11 protein-coding genes are annotated in these 11,728 nt (G+C 62.7%); 6 read left to right on the top strand and 5 right to left on the bottom strand.

Annotated features, from left to right (window positions below):
• Nucleotides 1-10: 10 nt before the first annotated feature.
• Nucleotides 11-445 carry a GFA family protein gene (locus CCOS864_RS15085; protein ID WP_115087035.1) on the bottom strand — a complete coding sequence of 145 codons (435 nt, stop codon included), beginning with the start codon at nucleotides 443-445 and terminating at the stop codon, nucleotides 11-13.
• Nucleotides 446-516: 71 nt separating this feature from the next.
• A complete protein-coding gene (locus CCOS864_RS15080) occupies nucleotides 517-1,458 on the bottom strand; it encodes a carbon-nitrogen hydrolase family protein (protein ID WP_115087034.1) in 942 nt (313 codons plus the stop codon).
• Nucleotides 1,459-1,561: 103 nt separating this feature from the next.
• Between CCOS864_RS15080 and CCOS864_RS15075 the strand changes: the two genes are divergently transcribed.
• From CCOS864_RS15075 to CCOS864_RS15065, 3 genes are all read left to right on the top strand, one after another.
• On the top strand, nucleotides 1,562-2,257 hold the full coding sequence (locus tag CCOS864_RS15075; protein ID WP_115087033.1) for a winged helix-turn-helix transcriptional regulator: 696 nt from the start codon (nucleotides 1,562-1,564) through the stop codon (nucleotides 2,255-2,257).
• A gap of 292 nt (nucleotides 2,258-2,549) precedes the next feature.
• On the top strand, nucleotides 2,550-3,473 hold the full coding sequence (locus tag CCOS864_RS15070) for a hypothetical protein (RefSeq protein ID WP_115087032.1): 924 nt from the start codon (nucleotides 2,550-2,552) through the stop codon (nucleotides 3,471-3,473).
• Nucleotides 3,474-3,811: 338 nt separating this feature from the next.
• Nucleotides 3,812-4,972 (top strand): HPP family protein, encoded by a 1,161-nt coding sequence (locus CCOS864_RS15065; protein WP_115087031.1) that lies wholly within the window; start codon nucleotides 3,812-3,814, stop codon nucleotides 4,970-4,972.
• Here CCOS864_RS15065 and CCOS864_RS15060 read toward each other — a convergent pair.
• Together CCOS864_RS15060 and CCOS864_RS15055 are read right to left on the bottom strand one after the other, a co-directional pair.
• Nucleotides 4,946-5,809 (bottom strand): LysR family transcriptional regulator, encoded by an 864-nt coding sequence (locus CCOS864_RS15060; protein WP_045196624.1) that lies wholly within the window; start codon nucleotides 5,807-5,809, stop codon nucleotides 4,946-4,948. The two genes, CCOS864_RS15065 and CCOS864_RS15060, sit on opposite strands and share 27 nt — an antisense overlap.
• Nucleotides 5,810-5,875: 66 nt before the next feature.
• Entirely contained in the window at nucleotides 5,876-6,397 is a 522-nt protein-coding gene (locus CCOS864_RS15055) for an Lrp/AsnC family transcriptional regulator (protein ID WP_115087030.1), read from the bottom strand.
• 119 nt (nucleotides 6,398-6,516) lie between these two features.
• Between CCOS864_RS15055 and CCOS864_RS15050 the strand changes: the two genes are divergently transcribed.
• Nucleotides 6,517-7,551 carry a histone deacetylase family protein gene (locus CCOS864_RS15050; RefSeq protein ID WP_115087029.1) on the top strand — a complete coding sequence of 345 codons (1,035 nt, stop codon included), beginning with the start codon at nucleotides 6,517-6,519 and terminating at the stop codon, nucleotides 7,549-7,551.
• Nucleotides 7,552-7,614: 63 nt separating this feature from the next.
• A complete protein-coding gene (locus CCOS864_RS15045; RefSeq protein ID WP_115087028.1) occupies nucleotides 7,615-9,006 on the top strand; it encodes an amino acid permease in 1,392 nt (463 codons plus the stop codon).
• 62 nt (nucleotides 9,007-9,068) lie between these two features.
• Here the strand turns inward: CCOS864_RS15045 and CCOS864_RS15040 are convergent, their stop codons facing one another.
• Nucleotides 9,069-10,556 (bottom strand): aldehyde dehydrogenase family protein, encoded by a 1,488-nt coding sequence (locus tag CCOS864_RS15040; protein ID WP_115087027.1) that lies wholly within the window; start codon nucleotides 10,554-10,556, stop codon nucleotides 9,069-9,071.
• A 159-nt stretch (nucleotides 10,557-10,715) separates the two neighbouring features.
• On the opposite strand from CCOS864_RS15040, the gene CCOS864_RS15035 reads away from it, so the two are divergent.
• Nucleotides 10,716-11,660, top strand: coding sequence for a LysR family transcriptional regulator (locus CCOS864_RS15035; RefSeq protein ID WP_115087026.1), 945 nt, complete (start codon nucleotides 10,716-10,718; stop codon nucleotides 11,658-11,660).
• Nucleotides 11,661-11,728 lie beyond the last annotated feature (68 nt).

The following is an 11,728-nucleotide window of genomic DNA, read 5'->3' as shown; positions in this document are numbered from 1 at the left end:
CGTGCTAGCGCTATTCGTCCACGCTGACACCCGATCCGCCTAATTCGCTAGGGACATCCTTCAGCTTGGGCAACCCGTCTTTGATGCGCAGGTGGGTCTCCTGATAGTGGACGTGAACGCCTGGCGAATACGCGAAATCCGGGATGACGGCGGCATACACGTCGATGAGCCCCATCCCCGGGTGTTCGGTGAAAATATGCCCGCCGCAATGCTTGCACCATTTGCGAAAACTCTGCGGTGTCTTGTTGTAAGTGCCAATGTTCTCAGCCCCCCGCGTTACTTGCACTGCCTCGGGTTTCCACAGCGTGAAGGCATTGACCGGCGCGGCTGACCAATGTCGACACGACTCGCAATGGCAATAGCCCATTGCGGCTGGCTCACCGCTGACGGTGAACTCGACTGCGCCGCAAAAACAACTGCCCTTGTAAGACTTTTGAATGCTCATGGAATGACTCCTTGATCAGTTGCTACACACATCGCTGAAGTGGGAATGGATCGCCTGAGGGTCGGTTAGCTTCATCCGTCGGTGAAGCGCACCGCTGTCGCCGGCGTGCGTCGCACCTGCAACTGGAAAATGTCAGGGCGCGCATAGTGCCCGGTGACGTCAAGCGCCCGCCGCGCCGGCGCCACGAGTGACACGTCAATGTCTGCATACAGAATGCCTGCCTCTCGGTGTAATGGACCGGCTGTGATCCGGCCTTGCGGGTTGACCACCACCGAGTCGCCGTCGTTGATCCACTCTTGCGGATCGGGAAACAGTTGCGTGCGCGCCGGAAAGTCATCGGGAATGTCGCTGCCGCGCAACGCGGTGCCACTGCCGAGCACCCAGCATCGACCTTCGAGTGCAATGTGACGCATCGTGCTGATCCAGCCCTCGCCGGTGTCGTACGTGGGGGCGACGTAGATTTCCACTCCTTGGGCATACAAAGAATAGCGCGCCAAGGGCATGTAGTTTTCCCAGCAGATGAGCGCACCAATGCGCCCGACGGGTGTATCGACCGTACGCAACCCTGACGCATCACCGAAACCATGGACCATGCGCTCGGGGTTCGTTGGCATCAGCTTGCGATGCCGGTTGAGCACTTCGCCGTTCGTACCGATAACGACTACGCTGTTGTAGAGCGTGCCGCCGCCATTACGCCGGTCGCATTCATTGATACCGCATACGATTGTCACGGCGTGAGCGCTGGCGGCCTCGCACAAATCGTTCAGGTCGCCGTTGGCGATATCAACGGCGTTGGCCAGCAGACGCGTGTGCAACTGGCCGATTACAGCCCCGTCTTTTCCCGCCGCCAGCCGCCAGATCCACGACGGGTAACCTGGAATGTACGATTCGGGCAAAACGATCAGCGAGGCGCCCGCCGCCGCGGCCTCAGCGACCGATTGCACGGCCCGGGCGATGGTCGCGCTGCGATCGAGCAGCACGGGCGGACGCTGAATGATGGCTATCTTGGTCATGGCGTTCTCCTGAGGCGGTGGCTTTCACAGGTTTCAGCGTGCACGCGTCGAAGGCACGAGGCTAGTTCAGAATCTGAAGCGTTGTAGTTGCGGAGTACAGGCGATGGATGAAAGCTACGGTCAGTTCTGCACGGTCGCGCGCGGTGCTGAAGCACTGTGCGAGCGCTGGACGCCTTTGGTCGTGCGCGAGCTGCTATGCGGCAGCAAGCGCTTCAATGAACTGCACCGCGGCGTACCACGGATGTCCACCAGCTTGCTGGCACAGCGGCTGCGCCACTTGGAAGCTATCGGTGTCGTACATCGCACGGCCGCTGGCAAAGTCTGGGAGTACAGCCTGACCGAGGCAGGCGAGGATTTGCGCCCCATCATAATGGCGCTAGGCCATTGGGGGGCGCGCTGGATAGGGAGTCGCCTTCGCGATAACGAACTCGACGCGGGCCTGCTCATGTGGGACGTGCGCCGGTTTGCGCGCATCGAGCTGTTCCCGTCCCAGTCGGTGGTCATCCACTTCAGGTTCCGAGACGCGCGCTCCGGCGAGCAAGCGTGGTGGCTGGTGGTCGAACAGGGTGTGGCAGATCTGTGCCGCGACGACCCGGGACGCGAACTCACGCTCGTCGTGGACTCAAGCGTGCGCGCGTTGACCGAAGTGTGGACAGGCGACCGCACGCCCAGGGAGGTGCTTCAGTCGCGGGAGTTGCGTGTAGACGGCGCTGAGCAGGATGCGGAAAACTTGTGGCGCTGGCTTGGCACGAGTGCGTTCGCCGGTACCCGGAGCGCTGCAATCCAGCCTGTGCAATAGCCATCGAGAAAGGTAAGCGTTCGACCGTCCGCTTCTGGCCGTTAGCAGCCTGTCACGACTGCTCGCCAACACCCCTTGGCTGCCCATCACCCACAGCAGTTTCTGCAAATCGCTGCCCGGGTATGCAGAACACCCGCTAGCGGCTTCCCGATCATGCACTTTGCATGATGGGAATGCTCTGCAATCGCTGCAACATATTGAATTCACAGGCATTACCAATTGAGCAGGCTTGGCACAGGGCATGCACCCGTTCTACTGAACATTCGATGTTCCTCACGGGAGCTCAAAAACAATGATTACAACATCAGAAACCCACTCGACCACCATCGCCGAAGTGGAAAACCGCTCCGGCGTGTCATGGCCGGCAATTTTTGCAGGCGCGGCAGGTGCGGCGGCGTTGTCGCTGATACTGGTACTGCTCGGTTTTGGGCTGGGCTTTTCGGCCGTTTCTCCGTGGCCTGGCGACGGAATGAGCGCCAAGAGCCTGGGAATATCCACGATTGTCTGGCTGGCGCTGACCCAGATTATCGCTTCCGGCCTGGGGGGGTACCTGGCGGGTCGCCTGCGGGTCAAGTGGGCGAGCGTGCAGGGTGATGAGGTTTACTTTCGCGATACGGCCCATGGCTTTCTGGCATGGGCCGTTGCCACGCTGGTAACGGCAACGCTGGTGGTCGGTTCGGTCAGCAGTATTGTGGGCGGCGGGGTGCAGGCAGGTGCTCAAGTTGCAGCGGGTGCCGCAGGCGGCATCACGTCAGCAGCGTCGGCTGCCGCTAGCACCACGGACAGCGACCCCTATGGCTACTTTGTCGACAGCCTTTTTCGTGGCGATAGCACTGTAGCGGTCAATGAGGATGCAACCCAGGGGGTGGTAACCCGGATCATGACTCGCTCGTTGCGCAGCGGCGGGCAGCTTAAGGCCGAAGACCGACTGTACCTGGCGCAACTGGTCAGCCAGCGCACCAACCTGACCCCGGCCCAAGCCGAGCAGCGGGTCGACGAGGTGTTCGCCCAGGCGCGTCAGGCAATAGACGACGCCAAAAGGGTTGCCCGTGAAACGGCCGACGCCGCCAGCAAGGTGGCTGCGGTGTCGGCATTGTGGATGTTCATCGCTTTGTTGTGCGGGGCATTTTTCGCCAGTCTCGCCGCAACCTATGGTGGCCGCCGTCGCGATGCGGTGATGCCGGTCGATGACTATATCAACGCCCGAGTCCGTTGAACCGAGGAGAACTATCATGCGTTCGCTACTGTTGTTCATGTTGGGTGTGCCTATTCCCGTGATCATCCTGATCGCACTGTTTATGCATTGATTGCCAGGCGATGTCGGCGGCCTTGCCGCCGACACCTGTACTCCCGCGCCATCCCTCAAAAAAACTGCAGCCACCCCTCACTTTTTTGAATTACCACCCGCCAGCCCAACCCCGGCAAAATCCCCGCCCACGCAACACCCAAAAAATTCCATCTCCACGGACGGAGCCCATTGGTATTGCCCCTCGCAATACTCAGCCCAGCCATTTTGGCCGGGCTTTTTTTACTGCCCAGGTGCCCGATTTACCCATGTCTACCCGCGGTCTGAACAACTGGTTCAGCCGGCTGCTGCCGGCCTCTCTGAACATCCCCCCGAAAGAATGGCTACGTGCAGGTGTCGGTGCGTTGCTCGGTCTGTTTCTCGCAGGTTTTGCCTGCAGCCTGGCCTTTGGCCCGACAGTGGCACTGCACCTGCTCGGGCCGCTGGCGGCGTCGGCAGTGCTGCTGTTTGCCGTGCACTCCGGGGCGCTGGCGCAGCCCTGGCCCTTTGTTGGCAGCTATGCCAGCGCGACAGCGGTGGGGCTGGTGCTGCATCACTGCTTTGGTTCGGCCTTGTGGGTCGCGGCGCTGGCCCTGGGCGTGGCGATCCTGGTGATGTGCCTGCTGCGCTGCCTGCACCCGCCGGGTGGCGGCGTGGCGGTGAGTGTGGTGTTGGCGGACTCATCGCTGGCGGCGCTGGGTGACCAGGTGTTCGAGCCGATCATGCTCAATGCCCTGGTACTGGTAGCGGTTGCGGTGATCTACAACCGCCTGACCGGGGTGCGCTACCCGAAAACCGCCGCGCCGCGCAAAGACCTGCACCACACCGCCGATGTGTTGCCGGGTGAGCGGGTTGGGGTCAGTGGCGAGGACCTCGACCAGGCGCTGGAAGAGCTCGGCGAGTTTGTCGACGTCACCCGCGATGAGCTCGAACGCATCATCATGGCCACCGAGCAACACGCGCTCAAGCGCAGCCTGGGCGGCATTACCGCCGCTTCGGTGATGTCGCGGGACGTGCAGTTGGCGACGCCGCAGACCACCTTGCAGCAGGCCTGGCAGCTGTTGTCGAGCCACCATTTGCACACCTTGCCGGTGCTGGATGACGCGCGGCGGCTGGTGGGGATTGTCAGCCTGACGGACCTGGTCGGCCCGGCCATGACTTTGGGGCGTTTCAGCTGGCGCGGGTTGTTCGGGCGCCGGCCCAAGGTGCTGCTGGAGCAGATCATGAGCCGGCCGGTGATCACCGTGCGCAGTGACGAGCCGGCGGTGGCGCTGATTCCGTTGCTCAGCGAGCAGGGCCTGCATTGTTTGCCGGTAATGGACGGCGAGGTGCTGGTGGGGGTGATTACCCAGACTGATCTGATTGCCGGGCTCAAGCGACAGTTGTTGAGTGAGGTGGCGCGCTCAGATCACCGGATCCCAGCGCTGTGACCAGTCACTCTCACCGGCCACCACTTCGCGCAGCACCCTGAACGCCTGCTGCAATGCCTCGCTGTCGCGCTCGCGGGCATACACCAGGTAGGTGGGGTAGGTGAACTCCGGTGCTTGCGGCACGCGTTCGAATACGCCGCTGTCCAGGTATGCCTGCACTACGCGGGTCCGGAAGTAGCCGCTGCCGCCGTGTTCGAGGATGTACTGCAGCGCCAGCGGTCCGAGGTTGAAGCTCAGTGCCGGGCGCGCGCATTCGGGCAGGGCGGCGTCGTGGCGGCGGCGGAAGGCCTGGCCCCAGTCGATGTACACGTAGGGCTCGGGTTTGTCCTTGCGGCGGATCCGGATGAGCTTTTCTTCCATCAACTGCTCCACCTGCAGGCCCGGGCCGTAGGTGGGCTGGTAGACCAGCACGGCATCGAGCACGCCCATTTCCACTTTGTGCAGCAAGGATTCGCCGTCGCTGACTTCGCTACGAATGGCGTGGCCGGGCATTTCCCGGTGCAGGGCGCTGACCCAGCCAAGCACCATGGGGTTGCCGAGGCTGACTTCGCCGCCGATGTGCAGCACCTGGTGGCAGCCTTCGGGCAAGGGCAGGTCGCGGCGCGCGGCTTCCCAGGTTTGCACCAGCTGGTTGGCGTAAACCACGAAGGCCTCGCCGTCAGCGGTGAGGCTGGCGCCGCTGCGGCTGCGGATGAACAGCTGGCAGGCGAGTTGCTGTTCGAGCTTTTGTACCCGGGCGGTGATGGCCGTCTGGGTCACGTGCAGGCGCTCGGCGGCGGACACCAGGCTGCCGGTGCGAACGATTTCAAGGAAGGTGCGGGCCAGCTCGATATCCATGGGGGCAGCCTGGTTCTGGGGTGGCTTATTCTAGTGGTATTGCACCGGTTTGGGGCGAGACAAGTACTAGGCACTAGATCGCGGGACAAGCCCGCTCCTGCCTCCAGGAATGGCCACGCGGTGGGTGGACTTGACCTCGCGCAGGGCCAGGCTCGACTGGATCGAGGCAATGCCCAGTTGTCGGCGCAGCACCTGCTCGATGAAGTCGCTGTAGGCGTCCAGGTCGGTGGCCAGTACTTGCAGCAGGTAGTCGGCATCGCCGGTGATCTTGTGGCAGGCGATCACCTCCGGCAGTTGCAGTACCACCGCTTCGAAATCATCCGGCGCCTGGTCGCTGTGGGTGGCGAAACGGACCTGGACGAAGGCCATGATTTCCAGGCCCAGCAAACGCCGGTCGAGGTTGGCCTGGTAGTCCTTGATCACGCCTTCTTCTTCCAGACGCCTGCGCCTGCGCCAGCAGGGGGTGAGGCTCAATGACAAGCGCTCGCTGAGTTCGGCGTTGGACATGCTCGCGTCCGCCTGGAGCAAGGCGAGGATGGCGCGGTCGGTGTCGTCTAGGGTGACGCTTCTGGATGATTTTTTCGCCATGGTTGCCTCAAGGGGATAATTCGCCTCAAAACGCTAACACGACGAGAAGATAAAGCAAAAAAAGATCAGTGCCGTCGGAATAGGCTATTTGCACACCCACTGATCAAGGCACCTGCGCCATGCTGACCATCTTCAGCCCCGACCACCGCCTGCACCACGGCACCGAACTCAAGGACGGGGTGCTCAAACCTTCGTTCGAACAACCCAGCCGCGCCGATACCGTGTGCGAACGGGTCAGGCTCACTGGCCTGGGCGATGTCGTCTCGCCGCGCGCGTTCGACCGCGCCTGTTACGTCGCAGCGCATAGCGAGCGTTATGTCGCCTTTCTCGAAAATGCCTGGAGCGAATGGACCGCCATCGGTCGCAGCCACGACGCCTTGCCGCTGGTGTGGCCGGTGCGTGATCTGGCCAACGACCGGGTACCGGCGTTCATCGACGGCAAGCTGGGTTTTTTCGCCATGGATGCCGGCGCACCGATTACCGCCACTACCTGGCAGGCGGTGAAAACCAGCGCCGACCTGGCCCTGACCGGCCTGGCCCTGATCAACGAAGGCCAGCACAGCGCCTTTGCCCTGTGCCGGCCACCGGGGCACCACGCCGCACGGGAATACATGGGCGGCTACTGCTATCTGAACAACGCCGCCATCGCCGCCCAGCATAGCCTGACCCTCGGCGCCAAACGGGTGGCGGTGCTGGATGTGGACTTTCACCACGGCAACGGCACGCAGAACATTTTCTATGCACGCAGCGATGTGCTGTTCGCCTCGATCCATGGCGATCCGGCGGTGTCGTACCCGTATTTTTCCGGCGCGACCAGTGAACGAGGTAGCGGCGCAGGCGAAGGCTTCAACCTCAACTATCCGTTGGCCAAAGGCACCCGCTGGTCCGCCTATCAGCAGGCGCTGGAAGATGCCTGCCAGCGCCTGCGCGCCTATGCCCCCGAGCTGCTGGTGATTTCCCTCGGCGTCGACACCTTCAAGGACGACCCCATCAGCCATTTTTTGCTGGAAAGCGAGGACTACTTCGCCATGGGTGCAGCCATCGCCAAAGTCGGGGTGCCGACGCTGTTCGTGATGGAGGGCGGTTACATGGTTGATGAAATCGGCATCAATGCGGTGAACGTGCTGCAGGGCTTCGAAGGCGCTTGCGCCTGAACAACAAAAAAAGATTGCTTCCTTACTGCCTCGACTCGACAACAAAAACCAAGAGATTGAGCTATGAAACCAGTGACCCACGGCCCCCGGCACAGGGGGCTGCAGCGCACCCTGAGCAACCGCCACATTCAGTTGATTTCCCTCGGTGGCGCCATCGGCACCGGGCTGTTCATGGGCTCGGGCAAGGTCATCGCCTTGTCCGGCACCTCGATTCTGCTGATTTACATGATCATCGGATTCTTTCTGTATTTCGTCATGCGGGCGATGGGCGAGTTGCTGCTGTCGGACCTGAAGTTCAAGTCGTTCGCCGATTTTGCCGGCGCTTACATCGGCCCGCGGGCGGCGTTCTTTCTCGGCTGGTCGTACTGGCTGAGCTGGTGCGTGGCGGTGGTGGGCGATGCGGTGGTGGTCGGCGGTTTCTTCCAGCACTGGTACCCGGACCTGCCGGCCTGGATACCGGCAGTCGGCATGATGCTGACCTTGTTCGCCCTCAACGTACTGACAGTGAAGCTGTTCGGCGAGGTGGAATTCTGGTTCGCGATCATCAAGATCATCGCCGTGCTGACGCTGATTGGCGTGAGTGTGGTGCTGGTGGCGACCTCGTTTGTTTCGCCCACCGGGGTGACGGCGTCGCTGGGGCATCTGTTCCAGGCCGAGGCAGCGTTCCCGCATGGCATCAGCGGCTTTTTCGCGGGTTTCCAGATCGCGATTTTCTCCTTTGCCGGTACCGAGCTGATCGGTACCACGGCAGCAGAAACCAGGTCGCCGGAGCAGGTACTGCCCAAGGCGATCAATGCCATCCCGATCCGTATCATCCTGTTTTATGTGGTGTCGCTGGCGTGCATTATTGCGGTGACGTCATATGCCCATGTGTCGCCGAACAAGAGCCCGTTTGTGGAGCTGTTTCTGGTTGCGGGGTTTCCCGCGGCGGCAGGGATCGTCAACTTCGTGGTGCTGACCTCGGCGGCCTCGTCGGCCAACAGCGGGGTGTTCTCCACCAGCCGGATGTTGTTCGGCCTGGCCGGTCAGGGCAATGCGCCGGGGGTGTTCAAGCGTCTTTCCGGTGATAGCGTGCCGCTGGCGAGCCTGGGCTTTTCGACGCTGTTGATGTTGTTCGGGGTGATGCTGCTGTTCATCTTCCCGGAGGTGATGACGGTGTTCACTATCGTCTCGACCATCTCGGCGATCCTGGTGATTTTTACCTGGTCGACGATTCTGGTCGCCTACCTGTGCTATCGCCGCGCACGGCCGGATCTGCATGCGCGCTCGATCTACAAGATGCCCGGCGGGGTGGTGATGGCCTGGGTGGCGTTGGGGTTCCTGCTGTTTGTGCTGTCGTTGCTGGCACTGAAGCCGGACACCCGCTTGGCGTTGTGTGTGATGCCGTTGTGGTTTGTCGGGTTGGCGCTGGCGTACTGGCGGGTGCAGGGCAGGGGTGTGGTGGTTCGTGCGTAATCGCGGGGCAAGCCCGCTCCCACACGACCTGTGGGAGCGGGCTTGCCCCGCGATGCTGTCAGTCAGTAACGAATCATCACCGACTTGAGCTCGGTATAGTCCTCGATAAACGCGCCACCAAACTCCCGTCCAATCCCCGACGCCTTCACTCCGCCAAACGGCACCGCCGGGTCCAGCAGGGTATGCATGTTCACCCACACCGTGCCGGCCTGCACCTGCGGTACCAGGCGCAAGGCCTTGCTCAGGTCGTTGGTCCACAGGCTGGCGCTCAGGCCATAGGGGCTGTCGTTCATCAGCGCGATCAGTTGCTCTTCATCGTCGTAGGGCAGGAAAGTCGCCACCGGGCCGAAGGTCTCTTCATTGAGCAGGCTGTCGTTCACTGAATTGGCCAGGATCACCGTCGGCTCCACGTAGCACCCCGGGCCTTCGAGCAAGCGGCCGCCATGAATGATCTGGCTGTTCTCGCTGCGTGCCTTGGCAAACAACGCGCCGAGTCTGGCCTGGTGCTGCTTGTTGCTCACCGGGCCGAATTCGCTGGTTTCATCCAGCGGCGAGCCGATCTTCAACTTTGCCAGGCGCTCGCTCAAGGCCCCGGTCACCGCCTCGATCTGCGAGCGATGCACATAGAAGCGCTCGGCTGCCGCGCAGATCTGCCCGGAATGCAAAAAGCCCGCTTCGATGATGCCGTCTACTGCTTTGCTCAAGGCTACATCGCGCAGGAACCCGGCCGCGTTCTTGCCGCCCAGTTCCAGGGTGGTGCGGGTCAGGTTGGCGGCCATGGCGCTCTGGCCGACGGCAAGGCCGGTGGGCACGGAGCCTGTGAACGAGACCTTGTCGGTGCCTGGGTGTTCGATCAGCGCCTTGCCGGCCATGCCGCCACCGGTCACCACATTCAACGCCCCTGCGGGCAGGCCGGCGTCAATGGCCAGTTCGGCAATGCGCAGGATGGTCAGCGGGGTGAATTCGCTGGGCTTGATGATGATGCTGCAACCGGTGACCAGTGCCGAGCCGAGCTTCCACAGGGCGATCATGGTCGAGAAGTTCCAGGGCACGATGCCGACTACCACGCCGACCGGCTCGCGCAGGGTGAAGGCGGTGTAGCGCTCGCCGTTGAACGAGGGCAGCGACGGGGTGAGGGTCTGGCCGCTGAGCTTGGTCGCCCAGCCGGCGTAGTAACGCAGGAAGTGCGCGGCCTGATCGACCTCGAAATTGCGCGAGATATTGATCAGCTTGCCCGACTGGCAAGTCTCCAGCTGCGCCAGCTCTTCCCGGTGTTGTTCGATGAGATCGGCGAGTTTCAGCAGCACGCTGGCACGCACGGCAGGGGCGGCCTGTGACCACTGGGCAAAGCCGCGACGGGAAGATGCGACGGCATCGTCGACAGTGTGCACGCAGGCTTCGGCCACACGGCTGATGACCTGGTCGCTGGCCGGGTCGATCACCTCAAGGTAGTGGGGATTGTCTGCAGGCTGCTGGCGACCGTCGATAAAGCTGCTGTGCTCACGTTGAAGAAACCCGCGCACCTGGGGCAAAAGGCTGATGTTGCTCATGGGACGAACCTCAAGGAAAAGCAAAGCCTCGACCCTAGCGCAGCCTACCCGCGCCGGCTTGACTGAGCCTGCCGCCGGCCATGCACCGGCCTGCCAGGTGCTTTGTAATCTGCAGGTTTTGCCCGTAGGCTGCGGCATCCGCCTGTGCAGGAGCGCCCCTTGAACCCGATTTTCGCTTCCCTGAGCATCGCCCACCTGCGTGCGCTGCAAAGCATGCTGCAACTGAAAAACCTCAGCCATGCCGCCGAGCGCCTGGGCAGCAGCCAGTCGGTGCTCAGCCGTCAGCTGGCACATATGCGCGAGGCGTTCGACGACCCGCTGCTGGTGCGTCAGGGCCGCGGCTATGTGTTGAGCGAACGCGGCGAAAGCCTGCTCGTGCCGCTGGGCCAGGTGCTGGCCGAGCTTGAGGCCTTGCGCCAACCGCAGGCCTTCGACCCCCAACGCTGCGAGCGGCGCTTTTGCCTGGCGGCCTCGGACTATATCGCCGAGCACATGCTGCCATTGTTGGTCAGCACCCTGGAGCTCGAAGCGCCGGGGGTGTCTATCGAGTACCGCACCTGGCAGCCGGGGCAGTATGAACTGCTCGCCAGTGGCGAAGTCGACCTGGCCACTACGCTGTTCGACGACGCCCCGGCCAACCTCCACGGGCGTATGCTCGGTGAAGACCGCGCCGTGTGCCTGATGCACCGCGAGCACCCATTGGCGAGCAAAACCGAACTGACCCAGGACGATTACCGGGCCTGGAACCATGTGCGCATTTCCGGCGGTGGCGACAAGGACAGCTTTATCGACCGCCACCTGCGCGAGCAGGGCCTGAGCCGGCGCATCAGTCTGCAGGTGCCGTTCTACTCGGCGGCGGTGCAGGTGGTCGGCAGCAGCCAGGCGCTGGTCACCGTGCCCGAGCACATCGCCCGCCAGCTCAGCCGCTTGCACCCGTTGACCTGGCGGCCGCTGGCTTTTGTCGAGCACACCCAGCGCTACTGGGTGGTCTGGCATCAACGCCTGCACGCCTCGGCCGAGCACCGCTGGTTGCGCAACCTGGTGTTCGAGCAGTGGCAGCGGTCACAGTTCGGCGTGCACGGCGGCCATGCGCATTCGCCATAGCAGCTATGCGCCGGGCGGCGTTTTTTGTCGGTTGGCCAGGGCCTAGACTCAGGCCCACTTACCGACAA

Origin of the sequence: Pseudomonas wadenswilerensis (assembly GCF_900497695.1) — a bacterium.
Classification (GTDB): Bacteria; Pseudomonadota; Gammaproteobacteria; order Pseudomonadales; family Pseudomonadaceae; genus Aquipseudomonas; species Aquipseudomonas wadenswilerensis.
The sequence above is the reverse complement of the archived record's forward strand: the minus strand, read 5'-3'. Positions and strand labels throughout refer to the sequence as shown.